The sequence below is a fragment of the Vibrio sp. 1078-1 genome (assembly GCF_033340475.1).
Window position 1 is genome coordinate 337,197 of sequence record NZ_JAWOWM010000003.1, and the last position, 19,863, is coordinate 357,059.

Annotated in this window: 18 protein-coding genes and 1 riboswitch; of the genes, 7 read left to right on the top strand and 11 right to left on the bottom strand. The window is 42.6% G+C overall.

The window, feature by feature from the left end:
• Nucleotides 1–45 precede the first annotated feature (45 nt).
• From R7190_RS08540 to R7190_RS08560, 5 genes are all read left to right on the top strand, one after another.
• The gene (locus R7190_RS08540) at nt 46–255 is read left to right on the top strand and encodes a cold-shock protein (protein WP_005373691.1); all 210 of its coding nucleotides are present in this window, start codon (nt 46–48) and stop codon (nt 253–255) included.
• 240 nt (nt 256–495) lie between these two features.
• The gene (locus R7190_RS08545) at nt 496–705 is read left to right on the top strand and encodes a hypothetical protein (RefSeq protein ID WP_005373692.1); all 210 of its coding nucleotides are present in this window, start codon (nt 496–498) and stop codon (nt 703–705) included.
• Between the two features lie 50 nt (nt 706–755).
• Complete coding sequence (locus tag R7190_RS08550; RefSeq protein ID WP_017633782.1) at nt 756–896, top strand: PA3496 family putative envelope integrity protein; 141 nt, start codon at nt 756–758, stop codon at nt 894–896.
• A 237-nt stretch (nt 897–1,133) separates the two neighbouring features.
• Nucleotides 1,134–1,233, top strand: a riboswitch (purine riboswitch).
• 89 nt (nt 1,234–1,322) lie between these two features.
• Nucleotides 1,323–2,339: an adenosine deaminase gene (locus R7190_RS08555; RefSeq protein ID WP_017819853.1), complete on the top strand. Its 1,017-nt coding sequence runs from the start codon at nt 1,323–1,325 to the stop codon at nt 2,337–2,339.
• 126 nt (nt 2,340–2,465) lie between these two features.
• The gene (locus tag R7190_RS08560) at nt 2,466–2,939 is read left to right on the top strand and encodes a peroxiredoxin (RefSeq protein WP_005373699.1); all 474 of its coding nucleotides are present in this window, start codon (nt 2,466–2,468) and stop codon (nt 2,937–2,939) included.
• Nucleotides 2,940–2,989: 50 nt separating this feature from the next.
• Here the strand turns inward: R7190_RS08560 and R7190_RS08565 are convergent, their stop codons facing one another.
• The 4 genes from R7190_RS08565 to R7190_RS08580 all read right to left on the bottom strand — a co-directional run bounded on the left by R7190_RS08565 (nt 2,990) and on the right by R7190_RS08580 (nt 7,604).
• A complete protein-coding gene (locus R7190_RS08565; RefSeq protein ID WP_005373701.1) occupies nt 2,990–3,397 on the bottom strand; it encodes an SPOR domain-containing protein in 408 nt (135 codons plus the stop codon).
• Between the two features lie 212 nt (nt 3,398–3,609).
• Entirely contained in the window at nt 3,610–4,779 is a 1,170-nt protein-coding gene (locus R7190_RS08570; protein ID WP_017819852.1) for a D-alanyl-D-alanine carboxypeptidase family protein, read from the bottom strand.
• 1,184 nt (nt 4,780–5,963) lie between these two features.
• Entirely contained in the window at nt 5,964–6,821 is an 858-nt protein-coding gene (gene yghU, locus R7190_RS08575) for a glutathione-dependent disulfide-bond oxidoreductase (RefSeq protein WP_186585465.1), read from the bottom strand.
• Between the two features lie 216 nt (nt 6,822–7,037).
• Complete coding sequence (locus R7190_RS08580) at nt 7,038–7,604, bottom strand: TetR/AcrR family transcriptional regulator (RefSeq protein WP_054576133.1); 567 nt, start codon at nt 7,602–7,604, stop codon at nt 7,038–7,040.
• Nucleotides 7,605–7,703: 99 nt separating this feature from the next.
• Here R7190_RS08580 and R7190_RS08585 point away from each other — a divergent pair, with 99 nt between their 5' ends.
• Complete coding sequence (locus tag R7190_RS08585) at nt 7,704–8,246, top strand: dihydrofolate reductase family protein (protein ID WP_054576134.1); 543 nt, start codon at nt 7,704–7,706, stop codon at nt 8,244–8,246.
• A gap of 64 nt (nt 8,247–8,310) precedes the next feature.
• Here R7190_RS08585 and R7190_RS08590 read toward each other — a convergent pair whose 3' ends face one another.
• The 3 genes from R7190_RS08590 to R7190_RS08600 form a co-directional block, all read right to left on the bottom strand.
• Nucleotides 8,311–9,765, bottom strand: a complete 1,455-nt coding sequence (locus R7190_RS08590; protein ID WP_186585467.1) for a sucrose-6-phosphate hydrolase — start codon at nt 9,763–9,765, stop codon at nt 8,311–8,313.
• A gap of 31 nt (nt 9,766–9,796) precedes the next feature.
• On the bottom strand, nt 9,797–10,720 hold the full coding sequence (locus R7190_RS08595) for an aminoimidazole riboside kinase (RefSeq protein WP_017819849.1): 924 nt from the start codon (nt 10,718–10,720) through the stop codon (nt 9,797–9,799).
• Nucleotides 10,721–10,885: 165 nt separating this feature from the next.
• A complete protein-coding gene (locus R7190_RS08600; protein ID WP_025767958.1) occupies nt 10,886–12,325 on the bottom strand; it encodes a sucrose-specific PTS transporter subunit IIBC in 1,440 nt (479 codons plus the stop codon).
• 235 nt (nt 12,326–12,560) lie between these two features.
• On the opposite strand from R7190_RS08600, the gene R7190_RS08605 reads away from it, so the two are divergent.
• The gene (locus R7190_RS08605; RefSeq protein WP_005373712.1) at nt 12,561–13,547 is read left to right on the top strand and encodes a LacI family DNA-binding transcriptional regulator; all 987 of its coding nucleotides are present in this window, start codon (nt 12,561–12,563) and stop codon (nt 13,545–13,547) included.
• Between the two features lie 63 nt (nt 13,548–13,610).
• On the opposite strand, the gene R7190_RS08610 is transcribed toward R7190_RS08605, so the two are convergent.
• The 4 genes from R7190_RS08610 to R7190_RS08625 all read right to left on the bottom strand — a co-directional run bounded on the left by R7190_RS08610 (nt 13,611) and on the right by R7190_RS08625 (nt 19,682).
• Nucleotides 13,611–14,984, bottom strand: coding sequence for a carbohydrate porin (locus tag R7190_RS08610; protein WP_186585612.1), 1,374 nt, complete (start codon nt 14,982–14,984; stop codon nt 13,611–13,613).
• A 739-nt stretch (nt 14,985–15,723) separates the two neighbouring features.
• Complete coding sequence (locus R7190_RS08615; RefSeq protein ID WP_186585471.1) at nt 15,724–16,602, bottom strand: alpha/beta hydrolase; 879 nt, start codon at nt 16,600–16,602, stop codon at nt 15,724–15,726.
• Between the two features lie 31 nt (nt 16,603–16,633).
• Complete coding sequence (locus R7190_RS08620) at nt 16,634–18,577, bottom strand: TonB-dependent receptor domain-containing protein (RefSeq protein ID WP_054576367.1); 1,944 nt, start codon at nt 18,575–18,577, stop codon at nt 16,634–16,636.
• A 151-nt stretch (nt 18,578–18,728) separates the two neighbouring features.
• Nucleotides 18,729–19,682 carry a LysR family transcriptional regulator gene (locus R7190_RS08625; RefSeq protein ID WP_256900902.1) on the bottom strand — a complete coding sequence of 318 codons (954 nt, stop codon included), beginning with the start codon at nt 19,680–19,682 and terminating at the stop codon, nt 18,729–18,731.
• Between the last annotated feature and the right edge of the window lie 181 nt (nt 19,683–19,863).

Below are 19,863 nucleotides of genomic sequence, written 5' to 3' on the forward strand. Positions count from 1 at the left end.
CACAAAACAAATCATAATTTTAATGTTTAATTCAAAGGTATTTTTATGTCGAAAGTAACTGGTTCAGTAAAATGGTTTAACGAAACTAAAGGCTTCGGTTTTCTATCTCAAGACAACGGCGGCCAAGATGTATTCGTACACTTTAACGCTATCGTTTCTGACGGTTTCAAAACACTGACTGAAGGTCAGAAAGTAAGCTTCAATGTAGAGCAAGGTAAAAAAGGTCCTCAAGCGACTGAAGTAACTCCTCTATAAGACTGCTTTTCTTGGTGTAGCATGCCCATGCTGCACCAAACCTCTCTCCTTCAAAAATATTCTTTCATCAATCACTCAGCCTAATTTTAGGCATTGCTTTGTGCTATCTAAAATAAACTGAATAGTACTGCTTAATTTATTATTTATAGGAAAAATCATGTCCTCAAAAAGAACTGGCCGTCAAAGGCATTGGTATCAATTACTTAACAAAGAGAAAATCACTAAAAAACAGGAGAATAAATGTTAGAAATTGAATTTAATTTAGAACAACCTCAAACCTCTTGGAACGCTAAAATACATCAATTAAATGGTGATATTTTACGAAGGCACGTATTACCGAAACTTCTTTCTCATAGCTTCATGATCGATTTTGAATATTGTGAGAAAACGCAATCTGGAACTATTCTCTGTGATTCAGGTTCAAAGTTAGGAAGTTTTACTGTTAACTGATTCAGTTTTCATGCATTAATGGATAATGCAACTAATTTGGAAGGTATCCAATGGCTAGAAAAAGTAAGAAGCAGTCAGAAAAAGACAAAAAAGAGTCTGAACAAAACGCGGCGGCGGTAAAGCAGAAAACTCGACGCCGCATAGAAGACATTATGGAACAAAGAGAATTTGATAAGTTATTCGATCTATAAATGCTCTCTAGTGCTTTCTCTGCCTTTATCGTTGTGCAAGGTACCGCCACCTACCTTTGCTCAAACGAATCTCCACTCTTTTAGACTACTCTTCTAATTACACGTGCCTCTCACACACGCAAAAACAACTGGCTCCTCTATACTCAAGTGACTTGCAAATAGTCGTTTCGCTCACAGGAAAACCCGTGACTAATGACAGTTAGGTTATTTGCGTATAGCCAAAGCGATATTTTTGCGTATAATCCCTCTCGTTTGCTTCGTATAACCCCAATGATATGGTTTGGGGGTCTCTACCAGTTCCCGCAAAGTGCTGATTACGAAGAGTTGAGATCATCGTGGGTCTTACTCTTTGTGATAGCGTTCGATTTATTTCTATCTATACCTATTCTTAGAGTAACTGCATCCACAATACACATAAGGTGGAATATGAACGCATTTATTCAAGGTCTTCCAAAAGTAGAGCTGCACTTACATATCGAAGGTTCACTTGAGCCGGAACTCTTATTCAAATTAGCAAAACGAAACGGCATCGAGATCCCTTACTCTTCTCCGAGTGAACTACGCAGCGCATATCAGTTTACAGACTTACAATCATTTCTCGACCTCTATTACCAAGGAGCGGGAGTTCTGCGTACGGAGCAAGATTTTTACGATCTCACTTGGGAATACTTACTGCACTGTAAAGAAGACAACGTTATTCATACCGAAATCTTTTTTGACCCTCAAACACACACAGAACGCGGCATAGACTTTGACACTGTTATCAATGGAATCGCTCGTGCGCTAAAAGATGGTCACGAAAAACTTGGCATTACCTCGCAAATTATTGCGTGTTTTCTCCGTCACCTTTCAGAAGAGAGCGCCATAGAGACCCTACAGGCTATTCTGAAACACCGTGATAAGATCATTGGTGTTGGACTAGATTCTTCAGAACAAGGTCATCCGCCAGCTAAATTCAAGCGCGTATTTAAACAAGCAGTAGAAGAAGGCTTACTTACCGTTGCTCACGCAGGTGAAGAAGGCCCCGCACAAAATATTAGCGATGCAATTGAAATGCTTTACGTGAGCCGCGTGGATCACGGTGTTCGCTGTGTTGATGATGAAGCATTAGTTGAATCCTTAATCGAAAGCCAAATGCCACTGACAGTGTGTCCGTTATCGAATCTTAAGCTATGTGTATTCGACGATATGAAAGATCACAATATTGTGGATTTGCTACGAAAAGGTGTCGCTGTAACGATTAACTCAGACGATCCTGTGTACTTTGGTGGCTACATGACGGATAACTTTCTGGCCGTCAACAACGCACATCCAATGAGTAAGAGTGAACTTGCCCAATTTACAATGAACGCGATTGATGCCAGCTTTATCGATAACGAGTTAAAGGCGAAATATCGTCACCTTGTTAGCCAATACGTAAACCAGCACGAAGCTTTGCAATAAAGGCATCAGTGCCACGCCTTAGGCCAAACGCGTAGGTATTAAAACCCTACAAAAACTCTGTGGTTAACCGCATTTATAAACGCTAGACTGAGAAAGCTAAACTAGCACACAAAAAGGAATAGAATCATGATTCAACAAGGCCAAGCTCTACCAGTTGCAACTCTAAGTGAGTTGACTGCCGATGGTATGGTGAACCACGACGTTACAGAACTGTTTGCGAACAAGAAAGTCGTACTCTTTGCTGTACCTGGCGCATTCACCCCTACCTGTTCAGAAGCCCATCTACCAGGCTATGTGGTATTAGCTGATGAGCTAAAGGCAAAAGGTGTTGATTTAATTGCGTGCGTTTCTGTAAACGATGCATTTGTGATGCAAGCGTGGGGCGAAGCTCAAAACGCTTCTGAGATTTTGATGTTGGGTGATGGCGACGCTAGCTTTACTAAAGCATTAGGTCTTGAAATGGATACAGGCGGCTTTGGTGGTATTCGCTCACAACGTTACGCAATGATCATTGAAAACGGCACAGTGACTAAGCTAAACGTTGAAGAGCCAAAAGAGTTTGAAGCAAGCAAAGCAGAAACGATTTTAGCGGCGCTTTAAGCTTACTCCTAAATACAAAAACGGAAGCCATCGCTTCCGTTTTTTGTTGGTTAACGCATTCTCACAACACTCGTTTGTTGCTTACGCTGCATTTCCGCAAAAGTCAGCACAAACGGGGATGACTGCTTTACACGGCTTGGTAATGAAGAAAGCGCATTGTAGGCATCCTGCTTCGTTTTAAAATCACCAACAGTTACCGTATACCAACGCGTGCCTCGGCTGTTTTTCCAGTTAACCCAAACCGGATGCTTAGGATCGATATAGCGAATATAATCTTTCACATCTTTTTCTTGCTTTAGCGCGAGTACCTGCATCGTGTAATGGTTTGGGTTTAAATAACCATATGCATCCTGAGAGGTCATGACTCCAACACATTGGCCGCTATCGACCTCCTGCTGGTAAGGCATAGCGCAGCCCATGAGCGATAAAATCAATGTCAAAGATAAAATCTTGTGCACGTGTCACTCCATTCTTGTTCTAGTTTCTTTTCTCTCGCACCCAAAAACACAAAACGCTCTTGGTCAGGTAAAAACACACCCTTACAAGAGGGCCTGTGTTTTAACGCAACGAGTATTCCAAAAACGTAAGGCGACCACGTTGGTCGCCTTAGTAAATTGATTTAATAGAACATTAACAAGATAGAGTGATATAGACAGAAGTTCGCTACTGTTTAGAACCAGCTAGCGACCAATTGCTTAAACCAGTCTAAAATTCGCTTGAATAAACTGCCTTCCTCCACGGACTCCAATGCAACGAGCTCGGCTTCATTTACGACCTTACCGTCGACTTTGTAAAGCACTTTACCAACCACTTGTTGCTCAGAAATTGGCGCAACTAAATCACCGTTGTATTCAACTTCCGCTTGCAGATTTTTTACATCTCCTTTTGGCAAAGTGAGATAAACATCGTTAGCTACGCCGACAGTAAGCTCGTCTTTTTCGCCCATCCAAACTCGAGCTTTCGCAAGTTCCGCACCCGCCTCAGTCGGCATTACCGTATCGTAAAAGCGGAAGCCATAACTCAACAGCTGCTTGCTTTCTGATTCACGAACATTCTCACTCTTCGCTCCCATCACTACGGCAATCAAACGCATATCACCTTGTGTTGCAGAAGTCGCTAGACTATAACCCGCGCCGCTTGTATAACCAGTTTTCATGCCATCGACATTCATACTACGATCACGAAGCAAGCCATTACGGTTGTATTGAGTGATGCCATTGTAAGTAAACGAGGTTTCGCTATACAGCGGATAGATATCAGGTAAGTCACGAATAATCGCTTGGCCCAACTTGGCAATATCATAAGGTGTCGAATATAAACCGTCACTGTCTAGGCCGTGAGGGTTGGTGAATGCCGTGTTAGACAATTCAAGCTTGGCGGCCCAACTATTCATCAAACTCACAAACCCTGATTCACTTCCCGCAACATGCTCAGCAATAGCGACACTGGCATCGTTACCAGATTGAACAATCAGACCACGGTATAAGTCAGACAAAGAAACGGAAGTATTGACTTCAATAAACATTTTTGAAGAATCTGGGAAATTTTTTGCCCAAGCATTTCGGCTGATGACAACCTCATCATTCAACGTAATATTGCCTGTATTAATTTCTTGACCAGCTACATAAGCAGTCATCAACTTCGTTAAACTCGCGGGGTTTAAACGTTTGTGGGCATCACGTTCAACCAGTACTTTCCCCGTATGGAAGTCCATCAAAACATAACCACGAGAACTGAGTTCCGGCGCATTTGGCACAACTGAAGGCGCAGCATAAGCCAACGAGGATACAGCAGCGAACCCTGTAATTAACACTGTGTGTAATATAGTACTTTTTCTCATCATGACATCTTATCTTAGTAGCATTTAAGGCTTACAAACGGTACCCGAATGAATTCAAAGCGCGGGATTACCTAGTTAAAAAACGAGTATATTGAAACGGCGCTCAGTTACAGCCACCTTGTTACGATTGGTTACTTTTACTCAATGTTTGTCGAAAATAATGAGAGGTAGGTAGAGCTTTCGTCTTGAAGAATGAAACAGGAGCGAAAATAATTCCGTAACGCTATGTTTTTTTGAGAGGAGAGAAAAAGCGCGCAAGTCAATTCAGGGAGTAAGTTGGTATAGGAAAAGTAGTTGAGCTTTTATCCATATCTAAATAGGAAACAACAAAAACAATCAACAATAAGCCCAGCTAATTATTTACCAAGAAAACATATTGAAAACGCATCATAAAATCGTAATTAATTATCGATAAATTTAAAAACCTAATATTATAATTTATGCAAATTTCATTTATTATTAAACTGGAGAAAAATACAGCTTTCCTTTTTTAAAACTAAGAGACGATTTTTTCGATGTTTTTAGGTTTATCTCATCAGAGAACTTGGTATAACAGTGAGGAATAAGGCATCCGGACTTAGCGCGAAAGGATAACCCACTGTTATTTAAGTTCACACGCTGCTTTTTAATGACTAGAGACTTTAAACTGCGGTTACCTTCGGTTTGTTCGGCTATTCTTTGACGTATCCCAACCCAGTACGACTCAAACGACGACATCATACATATCCTCTTTCATGATATAAGCATTAATAATTAAACATCGCTAAAAGCTAAGCTTGTCTTAAATAAAAGTACTAGAAATTAATTTTATTTCTTCAAAACAAATCAACTCGCATATTCCACATAAATTTAGAGGTTATGTCAAATATTAATTATCATTAATTTTATTTATAATGGATATAAAATCAGTTTATAATTTTTAAATAATTTAATTATTAGAAAGCAGTATGACCAGTCCATATTTAACATGGAAATATGAGCTTTGTTTTGCATCATAATATATAAATACATTAAAGATTCATCTACGAACTAAATGCTCTTCAAGAGGTGATATAAATTAGCATTTCGAGACTAAATGAGAATAAAAATAGCGCACCGTATATGGTGCGCTATAGATTTGATTAAGGTCACTGTATAAGCATAGATAAAACTAAACTCATTTGACGTAGCTAGGCCAAGATTGCTTATGGTTTAAGTTTCAATACTTTATCAATATCTTCTGCGCTGTGGCGCTCAGGTAACTGCTCCCATTCTTCACCCCATGAACGGTTCACAATTCGACCACGTTTTACCGCTTCACGCTCATCAATTACTTTTGCCCAACGCACAACGTTTTTGTAGCTTTCTACGTCTAAGAATTCGGCCGCATCGTAAGCACGACCCAACACAAGGTTGCCGTACCATGGCCATGTTGCGATATCAGCGATGCTGTACTCATCGCCACCTAGGAATTCATTGTTCGCAAGACGCTTGTCTAATACATCTAACTGACGTTTTGCTTCCATTGTAAAGCGGTTGATTGGGTACTCGAACTTCTCTGGTGCGTACGCGTAGAAGTGACCAAAACCACCGCCTAGATATGGCGCAGAACCTTGCAGCCAGAATAACCAGCTCATTACCTCAGCACGCTTAGCGCCTTCTTTTGGTAAGAAATGATCAAACTTCTCTGCTAGATAAAACAAGATGTTGCCAGATTCAAACACGTTCACTGGCTCAGAACCCGAACGGTCAACCAATGCCGGAATTTTAGAGTTTGGGTTAACAGCCACAAAGCCAGAGCCAAACTGGTCGCCATCGCCAATCTTAATCAGGTATGCATCGTATTCTGCTGCCGTTACGCCAGCCGCCAAAAGCTCTTCAAACATGATCGTCACTTTCTGACCATTTGGGGTACCCATTGAGTAAAGTTGGAATGGGTGCTCACCAACTGGAAGCTCTTGCTCATGACGTGCGCCAGAATCCGGACGGTTGATGCTCGCCCACTGACCGCCGTTTTCATTATCGTTTGTCCAAACTTTTGGTGGAATGTATTCGTTAGCCATTGTTTTCCCTTATTGTGTTTGAATGCATCTTCAAACTGACGGGTCTTACGCGCCAGCAAGCATTATTAACATCACCTCTTCGCCAACTGCGATTAGGCATACTCAAGATATTAGGTCGAATTCGCTAAATAAAAGTCCTGCAATCTCTTTTAGTTAGAACCTTTGGTTATGGGATTTTCTTTCACGCTATAAGTAAAAACGTCGCGATAATGTGAACTAGGTTCGAGATGCCAATAACGAAGAACAGATCAGATTCAACGGCCCATCCATCATCTCCGTCTGAATCAAACTCGTATCGTGGCAACAACTGATCGAGAAAGCGAACCCGTGTAGGTAATCTGCCAATAGATCCAAACTGTCTTTCTCCACTTGCGGAGACAGTGCCAAAGGCTGAACAATGATTTGATAGCGCTCGGTAAACACTTGAGCAGGGCCATACGATGTCATGCTCAGCATGGTTTGCAATAACCCGTTGTACTCACGCAGCAGTTCAATGTAGCTAATACACAAATTTTTGAGTTCGCCTTGCCAATCTTCATTCACTTTCGGTTGATAAATTTCCTCCACCAGCGATGTGGTCAACGCTTCAAGCAACGCATTCTTGTTTTTGAAGTAGTAATAGATCGCCATAGGATCCACATTTAATTGCGTCGCTAACGAGCGAATACTTGGTACCTTGCTATCCTTTTTCATCAATGACTTAGCTGTATCTAGGATGCTTTCTGCGCTTAACTGCGACTGCTTAGCGGCTGGTCTCCCGCGTTTCTTTTCGTTGACAGACATTTGATCTTCTCGATAAACTCATACTTATTCTACATTGTAGAATTAATTTTAAACCATACTTTAGCTTGGCTCAAGCATCACCATTTTGATGAGGTACTCATGGCAAATATCGTATTTATTGCAACCAGTCTGGACGGTTACATCGCAGATAAGCAGGGCAAACTCGACTGGCTACATTCAGTACCAAATCCAGACAACATTGATACTGGTTTCTTCTCACTGATGGAGCGTATTGATGGCTTGGTAATGGGGCGCAACACCCTAGATGTCGTACTGAGCTTTGATTGCGATTGGCCATACAGCAAACCTGTGTTTGTACTCAGCAATACCATGACAGAAGTGCCACAAGGCTACGAAGACAAAGTCTTTCTAGTAAAAGGCGAGCAAAAAGATGTGCTTGCGGAGCTAAACGCAAAAGGCTTTAACGATCTTTACATCGACGGCGGAGTGACGATTCAGAACTTCCTGAAAGAAGATCTTATCGATGAAATGGTGATCACGCGCTTCCCTATCCTACTTGGCGGCGGCGCACCTCTATTTGGGGATTTAGAACAACCGCTAAACTTCAAAGTCACCAAGAATGAAGTTGTTCTGGATACCTTAGTTCAAACAACTTACGTGCGTGATAGGCAGTTAAGTTAGATAGTTAGAAAGAAAAACGCCCTTCACTAAATCAATGAAGGGCGTTTTAATGTATTCGAAACCGTTACTTAGCTGATTCAAACAAACCAGTTATACCTTTCAAAGGGAAAAGCCTTGCTTGTTCCAAACCTATCAACGTTACTTTACTAAGGTCATCAATAAAGAAACGACTGGTCATCGTGTGTTTGCCACCATTAATGAAAATCTCGATGACAGAATTGTCGATATATATATCAATCGTCTGCTTAGCGTCCAATCTTGGTGCTTTTCGAATGCTACCAAATTCTTCTGCGTACAAATGAGACATGTGACGACGGTCCAGCATAAACTCGTGCTTTGTCGCACTAAAGACGATGTTGTCACCTTTGAGGTTACTCAGCTCAAGTTCAAAGCCATCGCCCTCAAGGTCTAATTGGATCAAACAACTTGTGCTTTCCAGTGTATGGGACTGTGCAAAGACTACCTCTTCTTTTCTTAAACTCTCCAATTCAGGGAGTGGAGTTTGAACAAGAAAACCATCTTTCAACGTTAGTTCTCTAGGAAGAGACAACATTCCTGCCCACTGGTGTGTGACCGATGGCGTGTCGATTTCTGGCAACCCTATCCATGCAATAAGAATGCGACGCCCATTCTCATCTAAATAGGTTTGTGGGGCGTAGAAATCAAACCCATAATCTGGCTGTAAAATATCTTGGTGGTTTTCTAAAGTCATCGACTCTAGGTTCAACTGATCACCCACGATATACGCGACAGAATAGATGTTTTTGAAATCATAAGGATTACTACTGCTCACGCCCTGTGGAGAAAACAGCATCACCGATTGACCATTAATCTCAAATAAATCAGGACACTCCCACATGTACCCAAGGTCAGAGAACTTGGTCTTGATAGGACCTTTATGCTGCCACGTTTTCAAATCTTTGCTTTGATAGAGCGCCATAGAACCATGCTCGGTTTTGGTTTGAGCACCCACCACCATCAAATAGTCGTCGCCTTTCTTCCAAACTTTTGGGTCACGAAAGTGCTCCGTGTAATGTTCGTTCTCAATGACTACACCGTGCTTTTCAATGCTACCGTCTGAATCCATGGTGGCAAAACACTGTGTTGGGATTCGATTCCAGTTTTGGTCACGCTTGTTGCCAGTAAAAAACAGCAAAGCCTTGTTGTTTTCCACCAAAGCGCCGCCCGAATAGACACCATGTGAATCGTAGTCTTGGTCGGGATGAAGACCCACGCCATGATCAGTAAAATGGATGAAGTCTTTAGTAGAAAGGTGATACCAATACTTCATTCCATGGACTGGTCCCACAGGCGTCCACTGGTAAAAGATGTGGTGCTCACCATTGAAATAGCACAACCCATTTGGGTCATTTAACAGCCCAAATCTAGGGGCGATATGAAAACTAGGAAAGCCTTTATCTTGCTGACGTGAAAGTGTCATTTCTTCGATATCACACTGAGGGATTTGCTCAAGTCGGCGATATCTTTGCTCTACAGTCCAACGGTTGTTTAAGCTCATAATTTTTCTCAACTGAAATTGGATCTGAAGATCATTGCCCAATAAATTGCAGCAACTCTGTCTGGGTCGGAAGCGCGGTCATTGCGCCTTTTTGCGTCGTCGCTAATGCACCACAGCCATTTGCCCATTGAATCGCAGAGCTAACAACAGGATGATTTTTCCAATCGTCATGCCGAGACAGGCATGCCAGTAGCCCTCCGACAAAAGCATCACCCGCACCTGTGGTGTCAATCGGACTAACGACTTGACCTGTGATCAGTTCACTCTGACTTTCAAAGACGCGCCAAACACCTTTCGCACCTTGTGTCACCAAGACCAAAGCAATATTCAAAGAGGCTATTTGTTGTAAACCTTGCGCCATCGACGTTGAGTCAGTTAAGAACAAAAGCTCTTCTTCAGAGAACTTAACCACATCGGCCATCGCTACAGCCTTCATCACGACAGCTTGGATTTCTGATTGATCTTGCCACACTTCATCACGCAAGTTAGGGTCAAAGCTAATGAAACCACCAGCGGCTTTTGCTCTTTTGATCGCCTCAAATGTGCTGCTTCTACTTGGCTCATTTGCCAGTGAAATTGAGCAAACGTGTAGCCAGTCACCTTGCTTAAAGTTTGGGATGTCTTCAACAGACATAAACTGATCAGCGCTCGGTTTTACCATAAACGTAAAGCTGCGCTCACCTTGCTCGTCTAAATCCACCACCACTGTTGATGTTCTTTGCTCAGGATCTTTAACGAGAAACTCCGTGCTCACGCCCTCTTGATCGAGCGTTGATTGCATGAAGCGACCAAATGGGTCATCACCTACACGTCCAAAAAACGCACTCTTACCAGATAGACGAGCAATTGCTACGGCGACATTCGCTGGTGCACCACCGGGACATTTGAGTAAAGAAGTCTCAGATTCCGGTATTAGATCGACAACAGCATCACCAGTTACCCACACTTGATTCATCTTGCTTACCTTGAAATTAAAGCCCTGATAGTCCAACGTGTTGAACACCTTCACTACCAAGTAAAAATTGAAAAAGGCTAGCCAAGCCATTAGTGCTTGGCTAGCACCCCAAACATTTAGGAAAAGAAGTGGATTTTGGGGGACTCCACCCCTAAGGAGTTCAGATTAAGCCGCTGCTTTTCTACCGACTTTAGCGCGGTCACGCATACCAAGAACAATGGTGAGAACAAATGCGGTCAAGAACGCGATCACCATACCCGCGATGTAGTACCCAATCTTCTCTGGCGTAATGGAAATGATGCCTGGAAGACCAGCTGCGCCCAATGCCTGAGCTTTCACATTAAACATTGTGATGAACGCACTTGATAACGCCGCAGCGCAAACTGCCGCAATAAATGGGTAACGTAGTTTTAAGTTAACACCAAACATAGCCGGTTCTGTAATACCTAGCAAACCCGTAACACCAGATGGAATCGCAATACCTTTCATCTTCTTATCTTTGCTCATCACGCCCACCGCCAACGCTGCCGCTCCTTGAGAAACGTTAGACATCGCCGCAATAGGAAAGATAAAGGTGCCGCCCGTCGTCGCAATATCCGCAAGAAGTTGAGTTTCAATCGCAATGAAGCTGTGATGCATACCAGTAATAACAAACGGAGCATAAATAAGACCAAATACCGCACCACCAACAAAGCCAGCAGTGTTGTATAGCCAGTTCAGACCATCACCCAATAGGAAACCAATATCACGCGTGAACGGACCGACGACAGTAAACGTCAGCAAACCCGCTATGAAAATCGCCAGTAATGGCGTTAAAAGGTTGTCTAAAACAGAAGGTATGACTTTACGTAAGCCTAGCTCAACCTTCGCAAGAATGAATGCCGATACCAAAACCGGTAACACCGAACCTTGGTAGCCCACTTTTTGGATTTCAAAGCCAAGAATATTCCAAACCGGAATGTTGCCAGACACAGATGCGCCGCCGAATCCCCAACCATTCAGCAAGTCAGGGTGAACCATCAACATACCTAGCGCCGCCCCTAAATATGGGTTACCGCCAAACTTCTTACTGGCTGAAAATGCCAGCAGAATAGGCAGGTAAACAAACGGCGCGTTCGCAAACGTGTTGATCATGTTCGCCAAGTCTGTCAGTCCTGGGTTGGCATCAATCAAAGATTTGCCATCAATGAACAAGCCTTGAGCAGTCAATAGGTTATAGATACCCATCAACAAACCACCAGCGACGATTGCTGGAATGATTGGAACGAAAATATCAGACAGCCCTTTCACCGCGCGCTGAACAATGTTTTGTTTCTCTGCGCCAGCAGACGCAACGTCGTTGGTGGACATTTCACTCATCCCCGTCAACTTCGCCATTTCTGCATAAACTTGGTTTACGATGCCAGATCCAAAAATGATTTGGTACTGACCCGCAACTTTGAACTGCCCTTTTACTCCTTCAAGGCTATCAATCGCTTGTTCATCTATTTTTTGCTCATCTGCAACGGCAAGGCGTAAGCGTGTCGCACAATGCGCAAGTGCGGTGATGTTGCTTTTACCACCTAATAGAGTTAACAACTCTTTTGCTACTGCCGGATAATTCATTTCATACCCCATTGGATTATTATCTGAGCTTGCGAAATTTTCGGGAACGTTTGCAAAACAGATTTTTGCTCAATAAAACCAAATGATCAAAGATAAAGCAGAGAGAATGTGAGAATGATCGTCAAATTCTCTCCCTAAGAGCAGTATAGGAGGTTAGAATCGCTACTTATCAAAGAGCTTTTCATCTTCTCTTTGCAAACAATCCCAAAAACGAAAAACAGAATGGATAGGAACAATGGCGAGTCTGCATGATGTCGCCCGTCTGGCTGGCGTATCAAAATCAACAGTGTCACGGGTTATAAACGATGAATATGGCGTAAAAGAAGCGACAAAACTGAAAGTCCGCCAAGCAGTAGCGGAGTGTGGCTATGTGCCAAACCAAGTCGCTAAAGATCTAAAATCTCAAAAGACCAATCTGGTTGGTGTCATTGTTCCTCGGGTTTCCTCTCATGCCACATCCCAAGGTGTCGATGGATTAACCGATGTCCTTGAAAAAGCAGGGAAACATGTCTTACTTGCTAGCACTCACCAAGCCCACGAAAAAGAACTGGAATACATTCAGATCTTTAACCAAAAACGGGTTGAAGGGATCATTCTTTACGCCACCCACCTCGATTCCAAGCTGGTAAAAGCAATTCAAAACTCAGCCGTTCCAGTTGTGCTCGTCGGTCAAGATGGTTCCATGTTTAATATTCCAAGCATCATTCATGATGACGCACGAGTAGGGTTTGAAGCGGGAAATAGACTGGTTGCAAAAGGTTGCCAAACCATGGGTTTTATTGGCGTGCAAGGTGACGATATCGCGGTAGATAAGCAACGCTCTGAAGGATTTGTTCAAGCGCTGCAACACCATGGTTTTGAGATCGCCTTCCATGCTCGTGGTGACTTTACCATCGATTCTGGCTATTCATTGGCAAAACAACACTTAACAAAGAACCCTAAGCTAGATGGCTTGTTCTGTGCGACAGACCGTATTGCTATCGGTGCGATGAGAGCGATTCAAGAGCTCGGGTTAACACCGGGTAAAGACGTTTTAGTGCTAGGAGTTGGTGATGATGAGCTCGCATCAGTGTGTACCCCAACCTTATCAACATTTAACTATGCATTTGATAAAGCGGGTGAAAATGGTGCGAAACTGCTACTAGATAGAATTGCCAACAGAAGTTTTGAAATGAGTAAGATGGTACTAACCTTCAAAACAATTGAGCGTCAGTCCTGTTAATGAAAAAGCGCCAACTGAAATCAGTTGGCGCTTTTCTTATTACTCTTTGTCGGTTAGATCCCTTTAGAACCAAGTTTCCATTTGCAGTGCAAACAGAACTTCACCACCATCACCCATCGTTGCAGCACCCGCATCCTGGCTAATCGAGTAGCTATTCAAGTCTTCGCTCCAATCAACGTAGCTAACTGCAAAACGTAGCTCCGGACGGTCAAAGAAACCTGCAGCGGTAGACATCTTAAGCGTTGGTGCGATTGTCGCTTTGTAAAAACTGCCACTTGCTTTATCAATCGCATTGTCTAGGTCCATGTATTGGTATGAGCCTTCATAAACCATCTCAAAGTTCTGCGTAAACTCTTGCGCTAAGCGGATGTTGAACGATGCCCACGTAAATTCATCATTTTTAGCAAAGCGATCTTGGCTGTGTTCTGCTAGCAACGCAGGTGCTACACGCCAGTTGTCGCCGATGCGTGTTACACCATAGCTGAACAAGCGTACGGCTTTTGCGTCTTCTAACAAATCTCCGTTTGAACCGATGCCTTTAAGTTCCGCACCCAGTCCATCACCCATCAAAATACCGGTTTTAGAGAAGCCTTCACTCATGCCAAAGAAGGTATCGCCATGGTAAGCAAACATCGCATGTAAACCTTTGTCCGCTGCTCCTTCTACGCGATCATTGTTATCAGCTGACGTCATGCCGCTCAGCATCAATTGCCAATTACCGAAGCGGTTGTTCATTGTCGCGATATAGTTTTCAACATCCGTTGACGAGCTATCAATCTCACCAAAATCACGACCATAGATCGAGAAGTTTGCTTTCCATGATTCGCTCATTTGGACGTCATACACACCAGCACCAGTGCCAGATAAGAAAACAATATCCGAGTCAAAGAAGTGAATGTCAAAGTTATCACGATCAAATCGTTTACCAGCCCAAAACGTCGCGTCAGCAAAAGCTCTTGATTCAGAGAACATACTCAACTTGTTTAGCTCAGCATATACCTGACGAACGTTTAATTGACTCTCGCTCGCCGTCCATTCGTTATTGGTTTCCGTACTATCTGCCAACATGATTCGGAACAATGCGCTGGAACCATCATCTGCAAAACGTTTGTGAATAAGGTTTGCTTCCACATAGTGATCATCCTCTACCCCTAATCGCCCAACTGGAGCGCCAATAGCACCAGCTGCCGTCATGTAAGGACCAGTACCCACTGCACCATTCAGATCGTCATTAATCAGTAGCCCGGAACGAGCGTAGCCGTGAAACTCAAAGCTTGAGGCTTTCTCATTTGCTTCTGTGGATGCTTTTTCTGTCTGTTCAAGTCTCTGTTCTAATTCATTAATTCGCTTTTCAAGAGCGTCAACATCTGTTGCTGCGAATACAGGTGCAGTAACCAGTCCAAGCGCTACTGCCATCGTCAAAGTGTGTAGTTTCATTTCCATAGTCTCACGTAAATTTATACTTAGGCATATTGCAAACGCTCCCAAGAAAAATCGCAAACTTATGGTGACTTTAAATGTCCATCTAAAGCCTGAATTTCAGAGCGCTCGTACTCAGAGCGTCTCTACTACTTATATCAATGAGGGCGATAATATATAAACTTTTCGGGAACGTTACCGCAAAGAGGTAATTTTGTTACTTCTATCACGTTCAATTGTGTTACTTACAGAAAAATCATTAACCAGCGCACATTTGAATTAATTGTTAGCGCTAGAGGAAGTAGTTTGAAGGTGACAGGCTACAAAGAAGGAGTTTAATGTTCATTTGAGAGAATACTCCCTCGCTTCCCTATGCTACTTGATGGTAACTCATCTCTATTTATTGATGAAAAGTAGCAGCTAAGGTTGAACGTAACTAAGAGCGAAGCGGATCTCGATACCTCATTTCAAACAACTTGAAAGGCTGTTAAGACGAGATAAACGACCTTCATTTTCTGTGAAGAGCGCTTTGTTGTTCTAATTCAAGCTAACGAAACACTTTTTTGGACAGAAGTACGTTAGAATACATACCCTAAAGTAGTCATAGATTTATTCAACCACTGCCTGAAAATGAGCCAGCCGCTCCCATTAATCAGAATGATAAAATGCCCAATAGAGATACATGAAAAAGCCAACTGTAATCACAGTTGGCTCAGTATTTCCCCTTGAACTTTTAAGCCTTATATTGACTAGAGCGTTAGTTCGGAAAGTGTTTATTTAAGAAGTCCAAAACATGAGTAACGTACTTCTCGGTATCAAAGACAGGTGCACTGTGTCCTACACCTTCTTCAATGAAAAGTTGGTTGGTAACTCCATGCTCATCAAGCTTAGCCTTAAGTATCTCACTTTGAGATAGAGGCACTCGCTTATCCAAGGTGCCGTGTAACTGTATATATGGTGGAGTATTTTCATTCGCATAACTCGTCGTTGATGCTTTCTTGGCAAGCTTTGGAATATTGTTTGGAATATCTCCTAAGAAACGAGATACAGACGATTTTTTGCTGGTTTTCTTGCCACCTTTATTACTTAACTCAAGTAAATCGGTAGGGCCAAAAAAGCTCACTACGGCTGAGACCTTGTACTTTGGTGGCTCATAGAAATCTACTTGGTTGTATGCCGAGTTAGTCGCACCAATAAAGCCAGCGAGGTGCCCACCAGCAGAGCGTCCCATTATCACAACATTGTCCGCTTTAATACCGAGCTTTTCAGCATTGCCGTACAAATAGTTCAGTGCATCATTAATGTCTTGTACTGGCTGAGGAAAGATCGCTTCTCCACTTAAGCGATAATCAACTGAAGCTAGCGCATAACCTTCATTCAACACAGACTGAAGTAATAATGGGTTCTTTTCTGGGATGGCGTCTTTGCTTCCACGTTTCCATGCACCACCATGTACCCAAACTAATAACGGGTACTGAGTATTTGATTCAACCGATGGAGTATAAAGATCAAGTTTAATCTCTCTCTCACCTACAGTTTTGAACAAGATATCCTTCTCTACATTGAACTCCCCAGCCAAACAGACAAAGGGCATAAGTAGCAGAGAGGTCATCGCAGACTTAATTTTGGTATTCATTGTTTTGTTATTCGCTTAAAAAGTGAGTAGATTAGAAAGTCGCTTCAGCAGCTAACCAGTAGCGTCGGCCATCTTCAATGTAGCCAAACTCTTCCTCTGTGGTTTGAGCATCGAACAAGTTATAAACCGCTGCCATTAACTTCACACTCTTAGTTACACGCCAGTTCACACCGAGATCCACGTAAGTAATAGAAGGTGCCAACGTTCTTGTGCTATCACTAGTGATGTTGTTTTTGTCTTTGCCTTGATAGTTTATTCGGGCCCATGAAGCAACATCATCACGCACTGCCCAATCACCATTAAGTGAGAAGATATGTTCAGGTGCTTGTACGAGAGGTAAGCCATCATCATCGTCATTAGTGTTCTTTTCACTACGAGTATACGAGTAGGTCGCACTTAGTGTAATTGACTCTGTAATACCCTTAGATACGGAACTTTCTGCACCATAGCTGATCGCATCATCAATGTTGACGTAAGTGCGGTCGCAACTTCTGCTATCAGTACAAGTCGGATCGACAAACTCACTTTCGATCTTGTCTTTGAAGTTGCTGTAAAACAAAGTAATGTTTGCAGAAAGGTCTCGCTCATTAACGTAATACAGTCCCATCTCTGTATTGATGGAGGTTTCTGCTGTTAAGTCTGGATTACCGTAAATAGAACAACGTCCTCTACAGCTCTCTTGAACCCACTCTTCGTCCATTTGTGTCAAACTAGGTGCTCGATAACCCGTAGACACACCACCTTTTAGCGTCCAACTAGGGTCAATAGACCAGACCCCGTAAGCTCTTGGGCTAAATTGCCCGTCAAAGATCTCATTGTCGTCGTAACGTAAACCAAGAGTGAGAGCGAATGTATCCGTGAGATACCACTCGTCCTCAGCAAATACTGCCCATTGCTTGTTTTTAGAGGTCAATGATAGTTTATTATCAGTCAGATCCTTTTGCTCGAAAGATGCGCCCAGCGTTAAATAGTGAGCATTAAGAGGCAGACCCCATTGCGTATTAATTTGACTATTCTCTACTTCTTTATCTGCACCGATATTTTTTACTGTTTCATTACTGATAAATGAAGAACTTGTACCCCAAGAGTAGTTTCCGTCGTGGCTAAAACCAATAGATTGGCGTTCATATTCTCGTACTGCAACTTGAGACTCTCGCTCCACTGATTTACCTAGAGTGGTCTCTCGCTCTTGGTTATGATTGGTGAACTCCAGAGTAAAAGTGTCATCCGAGGTAGGTGTGAGGTACAAAGAAGCTCGATAGTTGTCGAGTGTCTTACCTGCATAACCACCTTCAATTTCATCTTCTTTTCTTTCCTGATACAGTCCAGTCAAAGAAGTACTCAACAGACCATCTATGACAGGGCCAGCAAGGTACAGCTGCCCTTGATAGCTATTTCCAGATTTTGAATTTTCTTGAAGCGTCGTTTCTGCACGCAAGCTTCCGTGCCACTCTTGATAATTTTTACGCGTAATAATATTAATCACACCCCCCAAAGCATCAGACCCATAGAGGGTTGACATAGGGCCACGTACAACTTCAATACGTTCAATTGCACTCAACGGGGGAAGCCAGTCTTGTTCAGTAAACGTACTACCATTAGTTTGAGTTTCTCGACCAGACTGCTTCCTGCCATCAACAAGAATGGCCGTATATTGAGCAGGCATACCTCGAATTGAGATATCTTGGCCATCACCACCTCCTGTGACGGTTACCCCAGGTATATCACTTAAAGCATCAGTCAAATCTTTATATGAGCGATTTTCAAGTTGCTCTCGGGTGAGAACACTTATAGTTGCTGGCGCTTCTGTGACATTCTGTTCGTAACCAGAGGCTGTGACCACTACGGTTTCCATTGCTGTTGTATTGATACCAGTCTCAGGTAACTGGTCATTTGCAACAACGACCATAGGTACAGTAATACAAGCAGAAACAACTGATGTAGAAAATAGAGAGTATGTGAAAAGAGGCTTCATATTGAATAGGCTTAAAATGTAATTGCATTTAATAATTATTATCAATTAAACCTGATTATCATAATCACTGACAAGTTAATCACTATCGAGAAAAGAGAATATCACTATCCAATATACGAATAGTTAAACACGAATTACCCGATATAAGCATTTAAGCTAAAGTATCGGTTCCAACATAGAGCTGTTTAAAGATCTCTCGTACCCATTCACACATAGGATCATCGTTAAAGCGTTTGTGCCAATATAGGAAGACTTCTTGAAAGTCCAACTGCAACTCGGCAGGTACTTCTCGAACGATCAAACGAGGGTCTTGACAAGCTGCTTCTGCAAAAGGTGTTGGTAGATGAAATATAATCTCAGTCTCCGCAGCGACACTTGGAGCAGAACTAAAGTTATTCAGTTGAACTGGTGCTGATAAACGCTTTTTTTTGTTCGCTAGCCCTAGCTCTTGGTATTTATGCTCAAACGACAATCGCTTCTCACCCTGCAAAGAGACTTGTCCAAAGTCAAATTCGGCCAAACGCTCTGGAGTTAGCTCTAAATCGGCCAGTGGATGATAGCGGTTCATAAGCAAACGGAAAGTGCGCTTAGCAACAACCATTCGATAGATATTTTGCTCAGAGCTTGGCGGTTGATGAGAGGAAAGTGCGAAATGAACATCTCCAGCCACCAACGCATCAAAATGACGTTTTGGTGCTGAGTCCAAACTGACCTTAAGGTTTGGAGCCTCTTGCCGAATCTTAGCGATAACCTTAGGCATTAAGGTATTAATCTGAGGAAGAAGGCCGTAAACCTTAACGGTGCTTGATACAGTGCTCGGATCAAACGAGTCTCTATGGGCAAGTTTTTCTAAACTGGTAATCACATTATTGATGTCTTGCCTTACTGACTCTGCTTTTGGAGTCAGTTCATAGCCGTATTTCTTGCGCACCAGTAATTCGTCATTAAAGAAAACTCTCATTTTTTGCAGTGCTCGACTTACCGCAGACTGGCTCATATTTAAAGCCATAGCGGTGTTAGATACATGCTTCTCTTCGAGCAAGTGCTTTAAAACAAAGAGCAAATTCAGATCAATTTGAGATAAGTTCACGTCAATACCACCCATCAAGCTTCCAGTAGGTGGTATAGTACATAAATCTCTAGAGTTTGTGGTAAGTGTTTTCGATACTACAAGGCACTATTGAAACACAAGTCTGGTAGCAGGACAGTTTCCGTGCTAACACGAAAAGGGGCAAAAGTGTGTTTCAGTTCTTAAATGGGGAAGTGTTTTCCTCATATACCTCAAC